Origin of the sequence: Arthrobacter agilis, from assembly GCF_006494655.1 — a bacterium.
In the GTDB taxonomy this organism is placed as follows: Bacteria; Actinomycetota; Actinomycetes; order Actinomycetales; family Micrococcaceae; genus Arthrobacter_D; species Arthrobacter_D agilis.
Window position 1 is genome coordinate 357,100 of sequence record NZ_VHIM01000003.1, and the last position, 14,978, is coordinate 372,077.

Genomic DNA, 14,978 nt, shown 5'->3' on the forward strand with positions numbered 1-14,978 from the left:
CACCAGGAATCCACGGACTCCGACGGACACGGTCGCTGCGGAACAGCAGTGTGGGCAGCTCGACCTCTTGGAGACGGGCACGGAAGGATCCTCATGAAGAAGGTACTCGGCACAACTGCAGGACTGCTGATCCTTGTAGGAACTGTTGCGCCGGCAGGTCACTCCGTCAGTGCCGCGAGCTGGGACTGGCCTAAGGCGTCGGTCTCGGCGAGCAGCTGGGACTGGCCCAAGTAAGACACGCGGCGCCGGACTAGAGCCCGGACGCCGCATTCAGAGCCCGCCCCAGCGGGGGTGATCACAGACCCTGAAGGAGAGTGCCATGAGTCAGCTGACAGCCGTGCGAACCGCCTCACGGACGGTCGTCAGCACTCAGTGGTGGCATCTCTCCCTCTCCACGGGTGGCTTCGATGTAGCGGACGGCATCGTCGAAGAGCTGATCACCCCGCTGGTGGCGCAGGCGCAGGCGCTCGGCGCCAAACGCTGGTACTTCACCCGGGGCGAGGATGCCTCCACGGGGATCGTCAGCCAGATCCGACTCAGCATCCATGCACACCCCCGTGTTCTCGAGCGGCTCCGCGGTTTCGAGCGGGTCCTCGAGGCCGGCAGTGCAACGGCCCGCCCGCTCCTGGCAGTGCGCCAGCACTACACCGCGCCGGCCAGCAACACCTACTACTCCGGTGGGTCGGAGATGGCCGACCCCCAGCTCGAGTCGAACCTGGTGAAATACGGTGGAGTCGAGGGACTGCACCTCGCGGAAGAAGTCTTCGAACTCAGCTCCGAACTCGCCCTCTGGGCCAACCAGCGATTCCCCCGCATGCAGAGCCGCTCCGCGCTCGGAGCCCTGGTGCTGTTCGACGCGGCCCAGGGCATGATGCGCGGACCGCGCTCGGCCGGCTGGCCCGATCGCCGTCGTCTGACCTGGGACCTCTACTGGGACAGCCACCTGAGGACCTGCACGGCCGACGTCGGCCCCCGTGCTGCGAGCGTGCGCGAGGCGATGACGGCCCAGGTGGCCTCGAAGGCCACTGGTTTCCACGCCCTCATGGCCGCCACGGCCTCGGAATCGGCCGTCCACAACTGGCGACGGCGCTGGTACCGCGCGCTCGACACCTACCTCTACCGTGCGGACAAGGTCAGGGTCAGTCGCAGTGCACAGCATCTGACGGTGTACCAGGCGCACATGGCCCTCAACCGTCTCGGATTCGTGGCGCGCGAGGAAGCGGCACTCGGGCTGTACGCCCGGACCTGGACACCCGGGGCGGACCATACCGCGACGCGGCACCCGCTGTAGTGCGAGGACGAAGCTTCCCGAGCAACCGACGAGCGAAGGACCCCATCATGAATCCCAGGAATACCCTCGTACTGGCCACGGACCCCGCCGATCTCTCCGAGGCCCTCGGATGCTCGTCGGAGGCGGTCGCGTCGATGCAGGACAGCGGCGTGCTCGAGCCGCACGGACAGCTCTGGGAGATCGGCGCGGCACGGGACTACCTGCGCGACGCCGCCTGGGCGGACAGCCTCTGGCACTGACCGGCCGGAGGGTGCAGCCGTCCGCTCAATCCCCGATAGCAGTGAAGGACGCCGATAGCAGAGAAGGACGCCGGCGCGCTGCCCGGCGTCCTTCTTGGCCTCTGATGCAGCGGGGTCAGACTCCTGCCGGAGTTGCCGCGCCCGCCAGCGCTTCGAGCACGTCCGTCACTTGGCCAACCACTTCGGCGTCGTCCTTCGGGTGCAGCTCGGCGAAACGCGTGATGGACCCGCCGATCGAGAGCTTCGCGTCCTCGACCACGAGGGCGCCCGCGACGCCGAGGGCGCGACGGGCCTCGTCATGGGCCCACACCCCGCCGTACTGGCCGAAGGCCGAGCCGATCACGGCCGCGGGCTTGCTGGAGAGCGCTCCGGCGCCGAAGGGGCGGGACAACCAGTCGATGGCGTTCTTCAGGACGGCGGGCATGGTGCCGTTGTATTCGGGGGAGACCAGCAGGAAGGCGTCCGCGTTTCCCGCGACCGTGCGCAGCTTCTCGGCGCTGGCCGGCCGGTCCACGTCGTTGTCGATGTCCTCGTTGTAGAACGGGATGTCGGCGAGGCCGTCGAAGGTCAGGACGTCCACGCTCTCCGGGGCATGCTCGGCAGCGGCCTCTGCGAGCTGGCGGTTGATGGAGCCCTCGCGCAGGCTTCCGACAAGGGTGAGGACTGTGGTGGTCATGCGGATCTCCAGGGGTGGTGGGTTCGCGGCAGGGCCGGCGGGGCGTGTGGGGCACGTGTGAGCGCCCGAACGTCCCAGCGGACTGCGATCCGCTTTTATTCCATCGAGGGACGGGGACAGCTGTCCGTGCGGGAGTTCGTGCCCGCTCCGGAGAGCGGGCGGAGCGGCGGGGGACGGTCCTTGTAGACTGACATGTATACTGGCAGGACATCGGTTCCGGCCGGACGCGGACCGAGGTGGTGATTGCATGGAAGAACTGCCCGAGGAAATGCGAGGCGTGTCGAGGCGCGGTGACGACGACGGCTCACCGAACCGGCGGCTCCACATGGTCGCGCAGGAGGTCGAGGCCCTCCCTCCTGCGGAGTCCGCCGCCCGTTTGCAGGACCTTCTGGTGGATCACCCCGACGTCCGGGCCTTCCTGCAGGAGCTGGCCGAGTTCACGGCCCGCACGCTCGGCTCGGAGGGCGAGACCTTCTGTGGCATCACCCTGCAACGCTCTCCGAACGAACAACTGACTGTCGCCAGCAGCGGCGATCGGGCCCGCGCCATGGACGAGGTCCAGTACGAACACAACGACGGCCCGTGCCTCTATGCGCTTCGTGTCCACGACGAGGTGTTCATCCCCGAGGTCGAGGTCGAGGGGCGCTGGCCCGAGTTCATGGAGCACATCTCCCGGAACGGCGTCAGCGCCATGTTCTGCCTCCCGCTGGATCTCGAGGGGCAGGCCCGGGCCGCCTTGAACCTGTACGCGGAGAACGCCGCCGTCTTCAGCCCGGAGTACAGGAGGGTCGCGCGGGCTTTCACGGTGCAGGCGTCCCAGGCACTCAGGCTCGCGGTCCGGGTGGCCCAGCATGCAGCCACGGCGGAGGACCTCCATTCCGTGTTGCAGACCCGCACGGAGATCGACCTCGCCATCGGGATCATCATGGGTCAGGACAACTGCTCCCAGAAGGACGCCTTCGACAAGCTGCGCCGCGCGTCCAACGCCCGCAATGTGAAGCTGCGCGTGCTGGCTGCCGGAATGGTGGCGGGACTCAACGGATCCGTTCCCCGGGCGCACTTCGATCCTGCCTGACGGCGCCCCAGCCGCCCGCGGTACCCAGCCACCTGCGGCACCCCGGACGCCGGCGCCTCGCGGCCCAAGGCATCAGACGAGCGCTGCCGGATCCTCCGCGAGATCGAGGCCGTGAGCTTCCGACACCGAGTGGTGGGCCACCTGGCCCGCGGCGACGTTCAGCCCGCGGGCGAGGGTGGGGTCGGCGTCGAACGCACCCCGTACGCCCTTGTCCGCCAGGGCGACGGCGTACCGGAGGGTCACGTTGGTCAGGGCGTATGTGGAGGTGTTCGGGACGGCGCCGGGCATGTTGCCCACGCAGTAGAACAGCGAGCCGTGCACCGCGAAGGTGGGCTCCTCGTGCGTGGTGACGCGCGAGTCCTCGAAGCAGCCACCCTGGTCGACGGCGATGTCCACGAGGACGCTGCCGGGTTTCATGCGTGCCACGAGCGCGTTGGTGACGAGCTTCGGTGCGCGGGCGCCGGGGATGAGGACGGAGCCGATGACGAGGTCCGCCTCGAGCACGGACGTCTCGATCTCGAGCGAGTTCGAGGCCACGGTCTTCACGCGGCCCGCGTAGCGGGCATCGATCTCGCGGAGTCGCGCGATGTCGATGTCGAGGATCGTGACCTCCGCGCCGGTTCCCACCGCCATCGCCATGGCGTTGGTCCCCGCGACACCTGCCCCGAGAACCACCACCTTCGCCGGTCGAACCCCGGCAACCCCGCCGAGGAGCAGACCCGGTCCGCCCGCGGGAGCCGTCATCACCTGTGCGCCGACCTGCACGGAGAGGCGACCGGCGACCTCGGACATCGGGGCGAGGAGGGGGAGGGAGCGGCCGTCCTGCACGGTCTCGTAGGCGATGGCGGTCACGCGGGCATCGATCAGCGCCCGCGTGAGTTCGGGCTCGGCAGCCAGGTGCAGATAGGTGAAGAGGATCAGACCCTCGCGGAAGCGGTGGTACTCGGCGGCCACGGGCTCCTTGACCTTCAGCACCATGTCAGCTCGCGCCCACACGTCGTCGGCGGAATCGACGAGCTCCGCGCCCGCGGCCTCGTACTCGGCGTCCACGATGCTGGAGCCGATCCCGGCGCCGCGCTCGACGAGGACGGTGTGGCCGTGGGTGCGGAACTCGTGCACTCCGGATGCCGTGATGGCGACGCGGTACTCGTTGTTCTTCACTTCTTTGGGGACGCCGATGATCATGGGGCTCTCCAGGCTGCGATCGGGCGGATGGGGTAGGTCAAGGATAAGGAGCGCTCAGTCCCGTACGGCAGGAGGCCGCGATCCCCGACCTCCTTCGGGAGCGGGCGGGCGGCGGCAGGCGAGGTGGGAAACCGCGCCGGGAGTGCAGGCGGCTGACGTGTGACCTGGACCACTAGCAGGGTCGCACCGGCGGCGCTATCGACAGATGTCGCGTCCAGCGGCGGCAAATGTCGCCCGGCCGGCGGGTACGCCCCTACGCTTGGGCTGTGCAGAACCAGGCCATCGAGGATGTCGTCGAGACTATCGCCCAGCGGTTGGGCCGCGGTCTCTCGCTCGAGGACCCCGACGGCGTCCTGCTCGCCTACAGCAGTCACCAGACGTCGGCCGACCGCGTCCGCGTCGCGTTCCTGCTGAGCAAGCGGGTTCCGGCCGACGTGAACGAATGGCAGCTGCGCCACGGCATCGCGCAGGCCGTTCGGGCGGTGGCCGTGCCGGCCAACGAGGAGCTGGGAATGCTGGGCCGGGTCTGCGTGCCGCTCCTCGTCCGGGGATTCCGGGTGGGCTACCTCTGGGTCCAGCAGCATTCGAGCGACGATCCTGCTGCAGGCATCCTCGCGACCCTGCCTGCCGTCCGCCCCGTCATCGATCACCTCGCGGAGCTGCTGCTCGAGACGGACACTGCATCCTCGGAGCGACGGGTGCAGCGCGAGGCGACTTTCCTGGCGGGGTGCCGGGGTGTTGCTGCGGCCGCCGAGGAACTCCGGGGCTGGCGGGAGCTCGGGGGCCGCGGCCCCTGGCGGCTCGCCGTGCTGTTCGAACACGCCGACGAGCCGGACCGGGCCCGGTGGCATGGCGACCGCGGGGCGCGCGGGCCGGGCGCAGCCGCGCCGTATCGCGGCGAGGACCCGAACGAGGCAGCTCTCCTCCAGCGCACCCTCGCCCTGCAGGCGACGGTCGGGGTCACGCCCGTCCTGTTCAGCGCGGGAGCGCCGGATTCCGCCGTGCTGCTCTGCGACGGCGCGGTCGGCCGCGCTGCCCTGGACCAGGTTCTCGAGCGCTTCAGGATGGAAGTGGTCAAGCGGACGGGGCGCGCTCCCGGACGGTTGATCCTGGGCCTCAGCGAGCCTGTTGCCGATCCGCGTGATCTCGCCGCCGGGTACCTGCAGGCGCAGTACGCGGTTCAGGCCGCCGCCGTCGATCCTCAGTTGGAGAGCTTGTGCGCGTACGCGGACACCGGGGTGTACCAGGTCCTTGCGGCACTGGGCTGGCAGGCGCCGGCCGCCGTCAGCGGCCGCTTCGAGGAGCTGGCCGAAGCAGATCGCATGGACGAGCTCCTGCCGGTCCTCGAGCTGCTCTACGACAAGAACGGATCGGTGCAGGACGTCGCCGCCCACCTCCATCTCCATCGGAGCAGCGTGTACAACCGGCTCGCGCGGGTCCGCGCGGTCATCGGCGCCGACCCGCTGGCCGGTCCGGTGCGCCTGGATCTGCACCTGGCGCTGAAGTCCCGGCGCTGGCGCTCACGGCCCCGTTTCGAGCAGACCTGACGCGTCCGTGTCGGGTGCTCCATCGCGCTCCACCGCGGCACGGCGGTCACGCTGCTCCCGCAGCCACTCCTCGACGTCCGCCCGGCGGATGCGGCGGTGGGACCCGCGGTACTCGACGGGGAGCGTGCCCGCATCCGTGAGCTTGCGCAGGTAGCTGTGGGAGATGCCGGCCACCTCCGCGGCCTGTGCGGTGGTCAGGACGTCGGACACCGACGTCACCTGGACGGCATCGCCGTCGCCCAGGCGAGAGAGGAGGTCGACGACGGCCGCCTGCGCCTCCGCGGGAAGGCGATGCGCGGTTCCGTCCACGAAGACCGTGACGTCGCGGCTGTTCGAGAGGGCCCGGCGCAGCTGCCCGGCAGATTCCGGAGGGAGGGTTGCTGCGGATCGTGGCGCCCGAACGGTCATGAGGCCATTGTGTCAGCAGACGTGCGGGCGCGTGGCAACGACGGACAGCCCTGAGAATCTGCTTCCGTTCAGGGGGGCGGAGAGCCTACCGTAGACGAATCAGTACCCTTACTACTTGCGACCAGCGTTGGTTGCAAGACGGAAACGGTGAGTCCCATGACAACAATCGATCACGGACGAGGCCTACACACCACTGCCTTCGCCCCCACGCTCACGGCCACAGGTGAATCCCCCTCCTGCCCCCAGTGCCACACCGACGAGTTCCTGATCTTCGAGGAGTTCATCCCCGCCCGGCAGGCGAACCATTCGACGGAACTCCTGCCCGCGAGCGCCAGTTACAGCTGTTCGGAGTGCGGCCTCTTCACTGCCCACGCGGTTCCCGACGGATGGCGTCCGCCGCACTGGTTCTGGTACAGCTGATCACCTGACGGTCGGAGCTTCGCCTGCGGCGTTCGTGTCCGGCTCCTGGGTGGGTGATTCCCGGACGTGCTCGGCTCCTGCGTCCCGGGGCGCGTCTCGTCGGGACGTCGTCGGCGGCGAGGCAGGGGTCGGGCTCTTCGTCGCAGCGAGGCGGTAGGCGATCCCGTCCTCCACAGGCTTGTGCTGGAGAAGATGCAGGAGAGTCGCCACGCAGAGGGCGAGCCCGGTCATCTCGAGCGTCTCCTCGACGAGGGTGAGCACGAAGAACGACGGCGCAAACCCCTCGTCGGCCATGACGATGCCGGACAGTGTCTCCGCGCCCACCGACCCACCCACGAAGACGAGGCCCGCTGTGACCAGCCCCAGCAGGGCAGGGCGGGGAAGCGAGAGGACGAGCCGCAGCAGGAGAGCGCACAGGACCGTAGCGATCAGTACGCCGGGAATGACCCAGGTGAAACCGATGGTGAACGGTATGTACCGAGCCAGTTCGCTCCCGATCACATCCAGCCGTTCATGCAGCTCGAGTGTCTCGTCGAGCGACAGGAAGATCGCGAGGAACGAGAAGAAACCCCATGACAGGCGGAACTGCGCCGCATGCCGTGCGTAGTAGCCGGTGATCAGTCCGATCACGATCCACAGACCTGCGCTGAACCACGTGGGAACGTTTATCTCGCGGCCCACGTCGAAGAAGTAGAACCAGAACTGGATGTCAGGGTAGGTGTCGGGAGTCGACTGGGCGATGGCCCTCCACAAGAGGTAGCTCGTCACGCTGAGAAAAGTCACTGGCACCATCAGGACGAGGAACGCCCGGAAGAGCCGGATCCGCCGCCACTCATGGACGACGACGTCCACGCTTCCTCTGCCTGCCGTTCCCTGCGTCATTGGTCGCCAATCTTCACTGTCACTGTCACTGTCACTGTCACTGTCACTGTCGATGTCACAATCGATACCGCTGTCGGTGTCCCTGCTCGGGCGCCCTCACGAGGGCCTTGGAAGAGCCTAGCGGCTGGCGGGGGGGTGAATGAGGAACACCGACTCCCCGGCCAGGGGCGTAGGCCTACCAGGGCCCGACGGCGCGGTCCCGGCCCTCCCGTTTGGCTCGGTAGAGATTCCGGTCGGCTTCGCGCAGGAGGCCGGCGGTCTGCGTGCCCGGTGTGCAGCGGGCGATACCGATGCTCGCCGTCAGGCACAGACCGAGATGGATGTGCGGCCATCGGAGTTCACGCAGTGTGTCCAGCACCTGGAGAACCACGCCCTGCTGATCGGCGTCGCGGTCGAGGACCAGGAGGAACTCCTCGCCGCCGATACGGGCGACGTGGCGGACCCCGCGGCACTCCTGCAGGCACGTAGCGACGGCGACCAGCACGTCGTCGCCCGCAGCGTGTCCGTAGCGGTCGTTCACCAGCTTGAAGTGGTCGAGGTCGAGGATGGCGAGGGCGCCGGCGGGGCCACCGTCCACCTGCCAGGAGTTGATGATGTCCGGGAGGGAGTCCTCGACCCACCGCCGGTTGGGGATCCTGGTGAGCGGGTCGACGGCCACGGCGGCTTCGGCCTCTTCGGCCCGCAGGATCGCCTCGGTGACGTTCTGCTCGGCGAACCGGTGATCCACCTCGGACCGGCGGGCCTCGATCCAGCGCCTCCGGGCTGCACCGTGGAACGTGCGATGCAGTTCGTAGGCGCGCTGGAAGTCTCCCTGCGCTGCGGCGAGGGTCGCCCGCTCCTCCAGGACGGAGGCCCCGATGTCCTCCAGCTCGTGCAACTCGATCAGTTCCTGGGCCTCGTCGAGGGACTCCAGGGCCAGGTCGAGGTTCCCGAGCCCGAGGTGGATCTGCGCGAGCAGGAGCTTGCGGCTGGCCCGGAGTTCGGGCTGGGAAGCAGGGGTCGCGTCCATCCCGTACCGGTCGAGGACCACCAGGGCGTCCTCCGGCCGCCCGGCTGCGACGTGGCTGCGGATGAGGACGTCACTCAGTCCGGCCTCCAGTTCCGGTGCCGCCTCGATCACCCGATCGATCGTCGCGACCCAGCTGTCCGCCTCGTCCTGCATCAGCTCGTCCATCGCGGCATGGTAGGCATTGGAGGCGAGCTGGGCCATCAGTTCGAGATCGTCGAGGTCTTCGGCGAGGAGCATAGCCCGGCGCGAGACATCGAAGCCATGCCCGGGTAGGCCCGCCGCGAACAGCCCCACGGCCTGGCGGGTCAGCAGTTTGGCCCGCAGCCTGGGACGCTCGGTGCCGTCCAGCAGGGTCACGGCGATCGTCGCGTGTTCAGCACCTGCGCCCGAGAGCCCGGCGATGATGTTCATCATTCCGAGAAGCGCGTGGCACCGACTGGCGAGCCTCGCATCACCCTGCTCGGTGGCCCACGCGAGAACGCCCGTACCCCGCGCCACGGCGTCCCGTGTGCCGTCACTGCGAGCCAGCGCATCCAGTTTCGTGATCTCGGCCCACAGTGCGACGTCGGTTCGCCCCAGCGACTCCGCGACGGCCTGGATGGCAGCGGCCTCCGCCACCGCGCGAGGCAGGTCGATGCAGATCTCCGCATCCTCGAGCGCGCCGATGAGGTCCCGCTCCTGTGCGAGGAGCAGCGAACCACCCTCCGTGGCGGCGTCGAGCTTCGTCATGCGCGCTCCCAGTGATCGTGGCAGCGCCGAGAGGCGAAACAGTTGTTCCGAGACCACCGTGGAGACCATGGACTGCGCTGACGTGCCGCGTGAGACCGGCAGGACCAGTCTGCCGTGTCCGGTCCGCAGCCTCAAGGGTTTGGCGGCGCCGACTCGGGAGCACGCAGGAGTCCCCGACCCCGGCAGTGGCGCAGCGCGCCCTCCAGCCCCGACACGCAGGTGCCTATGCTGGGTGGGTACCCGCAGCCCGAGGGGACCGACGGGCGCTGTGCGGGTGGAAGACGGTGGGGTGATGGCGGGCAGCAGCGGTGGCGGCCGGAGTGGCGGGGCGTTGAGGTCCCCCGAGCCGCCGCGCGAGGTGAAGACGTGCCGATCCTGCGGGCGCCGTATCGAGTACCGGAAGAAGTGGGAGCGTCACTGGGCGGACATCGCCTACTGCAGCGATGCGTGCAGGGCGCGCAAGATCCGTGCCGTCGACTCGGCCCTGGAGGGCTGGCTCCTCGAACACCTCTCCGCAGGATCCCGCGGGTCCGGTGTGGACCCGGCGGCGGCGGCCGCGGCACTCGAACGCGACGCCGGCTCGCTGCATGAGCCGGCGAGGAGCGCGGCCCGCCGCCTGGTCAACCGTGGGCTCGCCGAGATGATCCAGCGCGGCGTCGTCGTCGATCCGTCCACCGCGAAGGGCCCGGTCACCCTCCGGCGGCCGCGGTGACCGGCGGCACCCGGCCCACTGGCAGGGACTGCCGCAGGCTTCCGGTCCGGGGCTAGCCCGCCGTCGTCAGTGCTGCCCGGGGTACGGGCTCGTAGCGGTCGGTAGTCGCCGCGGCGCGCGCTGCGTGCCTGATGCCGGCGAGGCCGTGCCCCGCCTCGAGCAGGCCGGCCGCCCTGGCCTGCACGAGGACGTTCCCCAGGGCTGTCGCCTCCACAGGTCCGGCCACGACCGGAATGCCCGTACGGTCCGCCGTCAGCTGGCACAGGAGGGAGTTCTGGGAGCCACCCCCGACGATGTGGATCACCCCGATACGGCGACCCGAGAGCCGCGCCGCGTCCTGCAGCGTGCGGGCGTAGCCTGCGGCGAGGCTGTCCAGGATGCATCGCACCACGGCTTCCCGCGTGGGGAGGTCGCCCGCCGCGCTCCGGATCCGTGCCGGCATGCCGTCGGGCGCCAGGAAGTCGTTGCTGTCCGCGTCGATGACAGGCCCTCCGGCAGGCAGGGCCGCCGCCGCGCCGAGCAGCCCGGCCAGATCCGGCAGCGGTCCTTCGGCGTTCCACTCGCGCAGGCATTCCTGCAGGAGCCAGAGGCCCCCCGTGTTGCGGAGGTAGCGGATGGTCCCGTCCACGCCCCGCTCGTTCGTGAAGTTCGCGGCGCGGCTCTCATCGGTCAGGATCGGGGTGTCGAGTTCCACGCCGACGAGCGACCACGTGCCGGAGGAGATGTAGGCGAAGTCCCTCCCCGTGGCGGGTACAGCCGCCACGGCGGAGGCGGTGTCGTGCGAGCCGACGGCGACGACGGTGGTCTGCGCCGGCAGGCCCGTCGCCGCGGCGACGTCAGGCAGCAGCTGCCCCACGACCGTGCCGGGCTCCACGAGCGGCGGGAACACCTCCGGACGCAGGTCCAGTGCGTCGAAGAGGTCGGCGGCCCACGTGCCCGTGGCGGCGTCGAGCAGGCCCGTGGTCGAGGCGTTGGTGGCTTCGGTGCGGCGGACGCCGGTCAGGCGATGGGCGAGCAGGTCCGGGATCAGCAGGGCCTGCACCCCGTCCAGTGACCGCTCCGCAGCCAACTGGTACACCGTGTTGAACGGCAGGAACTGCAGCCCGGTCCGCGCGTAGAGCTGCTCCTGGGGCGCCGCTGCGTGGACGGCGTCGATGGTCGCAGCGGTCCGCCCGTCCCGGTAACTGAAGGGCAGGTGCAGCAGCTCGCCGTCGCCGTCGACCAGCCCGTAGTCCACGGCCCACGTATCGATCCCGATGCTCTGCACTGTCTCGCCGGCGCTCGCCGCGGTCTCGGCAGCTGACCGGAGTCCCACGATCACCTCGGCGAACAGGGCATCCACATCCCACCGGAGTGCGCCGTCGAGCACCTGTACGCCGTTGGGAAAACGGTGCACCGTGGTGAGTTCGGGGCCCTTCTCCGTCAGCCGTCCGAGGATCACCCGCCCTGAGGATGCCCCGATGTCGACGGCGGCGAAGACAGCCGTTCCAGTCTCGTCCACGTCAGCGGAGGAAGGCCGCGGCGACACCCGCGTCCACGGGGATGTGCAGCCCCGTGGTGTGCGAGAGCTCGTCCGAGGTGAGGACGGCGACGGCGTTCGCCACGTTCTCGGGCAGTACCTCGCGCTTGAGGAGGGTGCGCTGGGCGTAGTACTCGCCGAGCTTGTCCTCCTCGACGCCGTAGACCGCGGCGCGCTTGGCGCCCCAGCCGCCGGCGAAGATGCCCGAGCCCCGCACCACGCCGTCGGGGTTGATGCCGTTGACGCGGACGCCGTAGCCCCCGAGTTCGGCGGCGAGGAGCCTGACCTGATGGGCCTGGTCGGCCTTCGTGGCGCTGTAGGCGATGTTGTTGGGGCCCGCGAAGACGGAGTTCTTGGAGGAGATGTAGATGATGTCCCCGCCCATGTCCTGCTCGATCAGGACCTTCGCGGCTGCCTGCGACATGAGGAAGGAGCCCTTCGCCATGACGTCGTGCTGCAGGTCCCAGTCCTTCTCCGTGGTCTCCAGGAGCGGCTTGGAGATGGAGAGGCCGGCGTTGTTGACCACGAGGTCCAGCCCGCCGAACGCCAGGACGGCGGCCTGGACGGCCTGGCGCACCTGCGCGGGGTCGGTGACGTCGGCCTGGACGCCGACGGCGACGTCGGCACCGCCGAGCTCCTCGGCCACCGCCGCCGCGCTGTCGATGTTCAGGTCCGCGATGACCACACACGCCCCTTCCGCCGCGAGACGCGTGGCGATGGCCTTGCCGATGCCCGACGCCGCGCCCGTCACCAGGGCGATGCGTCCGGCGTGGGACTTGGGCTTCGGCAGCCGGGCCAGTTTGGCCTCCTCGAGGGCCCAGTACTCGATGCGGAACTTCTCGCTCTCCTCGATGGGGGCGTAGGTGGAGACGGCCTCGGCGCCGCGCATCACGTTGATGGCGTTGAGGTAGAACTCCCCGGCGACGCGGGCGGTCTGCTTGTTGGCGCCGAAGGAGAACATGCCGACGCCGGGCACGAGCACGATCGCCGGGTCGGCTCCCCGCATGGCGGGGGAGTCCGGCGTGGCGTGGCGGTCGTAGTACGCGGCGTAGTCGGCCCGGTATTCCGTGTGCAGTTCGCGCAGGCGCAGCAGGCAGCTCTCGACGTCGGCGCCGGCCGGGAGATCGAGGACGAGCGGCTTCACCTTGGTGCGCAGGAAATGATCGGGGCAGCTCGTGCCGAGGGCGCCGAGGCGCGGGTGGGCCTCGGCGGCCAGGAAGTCGAGGACGCGGGGGTCATCGGTGAAGTGGCCCACCTGGGCCTTGTCGGTGGAGGCGAGCCCGCGGATGGTCGGGGCGAGGGCTGCGGCCTTCGCCCGGCGCTCGTCCTCGGGCAGCGGGCCGTAGCCCTCGAGGACGGGCCCGAAGGGCTCGGCCGTGCCGTGCTCGGCGATGTACCGTTCTGCGGTCTCGATGATCCAGAGCGAGTTCGCTTCGGCTTCGTCGGACGTCTCGCCCCAGGCGGTGATGCCGTGCCCGCCGAGGATGGTGCCGATCGCCTCGGGATTGGCCTCCTTGATGGCGGCGATGTCGAGGCCGAGCTGGAATCCGGGACGGCGCCAGGGCACCCAGAGAACCTTCGAGCCGAAGATCGTGGCGGTGAGTGCCTCGCCGTCGGCTGCCGTGGCGATCGCGATGCCCGAATCCGGGTGCAGGTGGTCCACGTGTGCGGCGTCGACGAGGCCGTGCATGGCGGTGTCGATGGACGGCGCCGCGCCGCCCTTGCCGTGGAGGGTGTAGTCGAACGCGGCGACCATCTCGTCCTCGCGCTCGAGGCCGGGGTAGACGCCCTGCAGGGCGCGCATGCGGTCGAGGCGGAGGACGGCGAGGCCCGACTCCGTCAGGGTCCCGAGGTCACCTCCGGAGCCCTTGACCCAGAGCAGGTCGACGTCGTCTCCCGTGACGGGGTCGGTGCCGACGCCCTTCGCGGACGTGTTGCCGCCGGCGTAGTTGGTGTTCCGCTTGTCGGCACCGAGGCGGTTGGACCGGCCGATGAGATCGGCGACCGTCGATGCGCCGCTCGCACCGGTACCGGTGGAGGTGGTCGTTCCTGTCGTCGTCGTCACGCTCATGCTCCCCATCCGGCCTGCTGGCCGCCCTGTCGTTCACTGTTGATCCGGTCCTGGTAGCCGCTGGCACGGTATGCGTCCATCGAATCCGCCGGGAGGCCCTTCGACTCGCGCCACGCAGCCAGGCCCGGGCGGACGTCCGTGTAGAAGGCGTCCATCAGGATCGCGTTTGCACCGAGGACGTCCCCGGACTCCTGGGCGGCGGTGAGGGCCGGCCGGTCGATGAGCAGCGCCCGCGCCGTCATCTCCTGGACGTTGAGCACCGAGCGGAGCTGCCCCGGTATCTTCTCCTCGAGGTTGTGGCACTGGTCGAGCATCAGGGCGATACCGCTGTCGGGGGACAGCCCACCGCCGCGCACCACCTCGGCCATGATCCGGAACAGCTGGAACGGATCCGCGGCACCGACGATCAGGTCGTCATCCGCGTAGAACCGGGAGTTGAAGTCGAAGGAGCCGAGTTTCCCGAGCCGGATGAGCTGCGCCACGATGAACTCGATGTTGGTGCCCGGAGCATGATGTCCGGTGTCGAGGCACACGAGGGCTTTCTCGCCCAGCTGCAGGCAGTGGGCGTAGGAGGTGCCCCAGTCGGGGACATCCGTGTGGTAGAACGCCGGCTCGAAGAACTTGTACTCCAGCACCAGGCGCTGGTTCTCGCCGAGGCGGTCGTAGACCGCCCGCAGGGAGTCCTGCAGCCAGTCCTGGCGAGAGCGCATGTCCGCCTGGCCGGGATAGTTCGAGCCATCGGCCAGCCAGATCTTCAGGTCACGCGAACCGGTGACGTTCATGACCTCGATGCACTCGTACATGTGGTCGATCGCCTTGTTCCGCACGGCGGCGTCGCTGTGCGTGAGGCTGCCGAACTTGTAGTCGTCGTCCTGGAAGGTGTTGCTGTTGACGGTCCCGAGCGTCATGCCGTGGTCGGCCGCGTAGGAGGCCAGGGCGCCGTAGTCGTCGACCTTGTCCCACGGAATGTGCAGGGCGACGCTGGGGGCAAGACCCGTCAGCCTGTGCACCATTCCGGCGTCGGCGATCTTCTCCTGCACCGTGCGTGGCGTGCCGGGCGTCGCGAAGACCTTGAAGCGCGTCCCCGAGTTGCCGTAGGCCCAGGAGGGAACCTCGATGGCGAGCTGCTCCAGCTCCGGCGTGATGTCGTCGATGACAGTCATGTACTCTCTCCAGCGTGTGGCGTCCGGGTGCCCCATCACAGGCCGGACAGCA

15 protein-coding genes are annotated in these 14,978 nt (G+C 69.4%); 7 read left to right on the forward strand and 8 right to left on the reverse strand.

From position 1 onward, the window contains the following. Positions 1-93 precede the first annotated feature (93 nt). The 3 genes from FJV46_RS15200 (at position 94) to FJV46_RS06530 (ending at position 1,530) form a co-directional block, all read left to right on the forward strand. Complete coding sequence (locus FJV46_RS15200; protein WP_158250146.1) at positions 94-234, forward strand: hypothetical protein; 141 nt, start codon at positions 94-96, stop codon at positions 232-234. Between the two features lie 85 nt (positions 235-319). Further along, on the forward strand, positions 320-1,291 hold the full coding sequence (locus FJV46_RS06525) for a lantibiotic dehydratase C-terminal domain-containing protein (RefSeq protein ID WP_087028810.1): 972 nt from the start codon (positions 320-322) through the stop codon (positions 1,289-1,291). 47 nt (positions 1,292-1,338) lie between these two features. Continuing rightward, positions 1,339-1,530 (forward strand): hypothetical protein, encoded by a 192-nt coding sequence (locus tag FJV46_RS06530; RefSeq protein ID WP_087028809.1) that lies wholly within the window; start codon positions 1,339-1,341, stop codon positions 1,528-1,530. Between the two features lie 115 nt (positions 1,531-1,645). Here the strand turns inward: FJV46_RS06530 and FJV46_RS06535 are convergent, their stop codons facing one another. Further along, positions 1,646-2,206, reverse strand: coding sequence for an NAD(P)H-dependent oxidoreductase (locus FJV46_RS06535; protein WP_087028807.1), 561 nt, complete (start codon positions 2,204-2,206; stop codon positions 1,646-1,648). 247 nt (positions 2,207-2,453) lie between these two features. On the opposite strand from FJV46_RS06535, the gene FJV46_RS06540 reads away from it, so the two are divergent. Continuing rightward, complete coding sequence (locus tag FJV46_RS06540; RefSeq protein ID WP_087028805.1) at positions 2,454-3,281, forward strand: GAF and ANTAR domain-containing protein; 828 nt, start codon at positions 2,454-2,456, stop codon at positions 3,279-3,281. Positions 3,282-3,353: 72 nt separating this feature from the next. Here FJV46_RS06540 and ald read toward each other — a convergent pair whose 3' ends face one another. Next, positions 3,354-4,466, reverse strand: a complete 1,113-nt coding sequence (gene ald / locus FJV46_RS06545; RefSeq protein WP_087028803.1) for an alanine dehydrogenase — start codon at positions 4,464-4,466, stop codon at positions 3,354-3,356. Positions 4,467-4,732: 266 nt separating this feature from the next. On the opposite strand from ald, the gene FJV46_RS06550 reads away from it, so the two are divergent. Further along, the gene (locus FJV46_RS06550) at positions 4,733-6,013 is read left to right on the forward strand and encodes a PucR family transcriptional regulator (protein WP_087028801.1); all 1,281 of its coding nucleotides are present in this window, start codon (positions 4,733-4,735) and stop codon (positions 6,011-6,013) included. On the opposite strand, the gene FJV46_RS06555 is transcribed toward FJV46_RS06550, so the two are convergent. Continuing rightward, positions 5,987-6,421, reverse strand: a complete 435-nt coding sequence (locus tag FJV46_RS06555; protein WP_087028800.1) for a helix-turn-helix domain-containing protein — start codon at positions 6,419-6,421, stop codon at positions 5,987-5,989. The two genes, FJV46_RS06550 and FJV46_RS06555, sit on opposite strands and share 27 nt — an antisense overlap. Before the next feature lie 156 nt (positions 6,422-6,577). Between FJV46_RS06555 and FJV46_RS06560 the strand changes: the two genes are divergently transcribed. Continuing rightward, positions 6,578-6,841, forward strand: a complete 264-nt coding sequence (locus tag FJV46_RS06560) for a hypothetical protein (protein ID WP_087028798.1) — start codon at positions 6,578-6,580, stop codon at positions 6,839-6,841. On the opposite strand, the gene FJV46_RS06565 is transcribed toward FJV46_RS06560, so the two are convergent. Next, positions 6,842-7,723 (reverse strand): DUF8692 domain-containing protein, encoded by an 882-nt coding sequence (locus tag FJV46_RS06565; RefSeq protein WP_126130653.1) that lies wholly within the window; start codon positions 7,721-7,723, stop codon positions 6,842-6,844. Positions 7,724-7,898: 175 nt separating this feature from the next. After that, the gene (locus FJV46_RS06570; protein WP_158250145.1) at positions 7,899-9,461 is read right to left on the reverse strand and encodes a GGDEF domain-containing protein; all 1,563 of its coding nucleotides are present in this window, start codon (positions 9,459-9,461) and stop codon (positions 7,899-7,901) included. A gap of 292 nt (positions 9,462-9,753) precedes the next feature. Here FJV46_RS06570 and FJV46_RS06575 point away from each other — a divergent pair, with 292 nt between their 5' ends. Next, positions 9,754-10,173 (forward strand): DUF2256 domain-containing protein, encoded by a 420-nt coding sequence (locus FJV46_RS06575; RefSeq protein WP_087028794.1) that lies wholly within the window; start codon positions 9,754-9,756, stop codon positions 10,171-10,173. Positions 10,174-10,225: 52 nt separating this feature from the next. Here the strand turns inward: FJV46_RS06575 and FJV46_RS06580 are convergent, their stop codons facing one another. The 3 genes from FJV46_RS06580 to rhaI are packed head-to-tail and all read right to left on the reverse strand — an operon-like array spanning position 10,226 to position 14,926. Continuing rightward, positions 10,226-11,674: a rhamnulokinase gene (locus tag FJV46_RS06580; protein WP_232008518.1), complete on the reverse strand. Its 1,449-nt coding sequence runs from the start codon at positions 11,672-11,674 to the stop codon at positions 10,226-10,228. Between the two features lies 1 nt (position 11,675). Continuing rightward, positions 11,676-13,757 carry a bifunctional aldolase/short-chain dehydrogenase gene (locus tag FJV46_RS06585; RefSeq protein ID WP_239961540.1) on the reverse strand — a complete coding sequence of 694 codons (2,082 nt, stop codon included), beginning with the start codon at positions 13,755-13,757 and terminating at the stop codon, positions 11,676-11,678. A gap of 2 nt (positions 13,758-13,759) precedes the next feature. Next, positions 13,760-14,926: an L-rhamnose isomerase gene (gene rhaI / locus FJV46_RS06590; protein WP_087028789.1), complete on the reverse strand. Its 1,167-nt coding sequence runs from the start codon at positions 14,924-14,926 to the stop codon at positions 13,760-13,762. Positions 14,927-14,978: the final 52 nt, after the last annotated feature.

What these genes read in the sequence shown, in the direction of transcription:
- FJV46_RS15200 (WP_158250146.1), top strand. Translation starts at nt 94, where the DNA reads ATGAAGAAGGTACTCGGCACAACTGCAGGACTGCTGATCCTTGTAGGA.
- FJV46_RS06525 (WP_087028810.1), top strand. Translation starts at nt 320, where the DNA reads ATGAGTCAGCTGACAGCCGTGCGAACCGCCTCACGGACGGTCGTCAGC.
- FJV46_RS06530 (WP_087028809.1), top strand. Translation starts at nt 1,339, where the DNA reads ATGAATCCCAGGAATACCCTCGTACTGGCCACGGACCCCGCCGATCTC.
- FJV46_RS06535 (WP_087028807.1), bottom strand. Translation starts at nt 2,206, where the DNA reads ATGACCACCACAGTCCTCACCCTTGTCGGAAGCCTGCGCGAGGGCTCC.
- FJV46_RS06540 (WP_087028805.1), top strand. Translation starts at nt 2,454, where the DNA reads ATGGAAGAACTGCCCGAGGAAATGCGAGGCGTGTCGAGGCGCGGTGAC.
- ald (WP_087028803.1), bottom strand. Translation starts at nt 4,466, where the DNA reads ATGATCATCGGCGTCCCCAAAGAAGTGAAGAACAACGAGTACCGCGTC.
- FJV46_RS06555 (WP_087028800.1), bottom strand. Translation starts at nt 6,421, where the DNA reads ATGACCGTTCGGGCGCCACGATCCGCAGCAACCCTCCCTCCGGAATCT.
- FJV46_RS06560 (WP_087028798.1), top strand. Translation starts at nt 6,578, where the DNA reads ATGACAACAATCGATCACGGACGAGGCCTACACACCACTGCCTTCGCC.
- FJV46_RS06565 (WP_126130653.1), bottom strand. Translation starts at nt 7,723, where the DNA reads ATGACGCAGGGAACGGCAGGCAGAGGAAGCGTGGACGTCGTCGTCCAT.
- FJV46_RS06570 (WP_158250145.1), bottom strand. Translation starts at nt 9,461, where the DNA reads ATGACGAAGCTCGACGCCGCCACGGAGGGTGGTTCGCTGCTCCTCGCA.
- FJV46_RS06575 (WP_087028794.1), top strand. Translation starts at nt 9,754, where the DNA reads ATGGCGGGCAGCAGCGGTGGCGGCCGGAGTGGCGGGGCGTTGAGGTCC.
- rhaI (WP_087028789.1), bottom strand. Translation starts at nt 14,926, where the DNA reads ATGACTGTCATCGACGACATCACGCCGGAGCTGGAGCAGCTCGCCATC.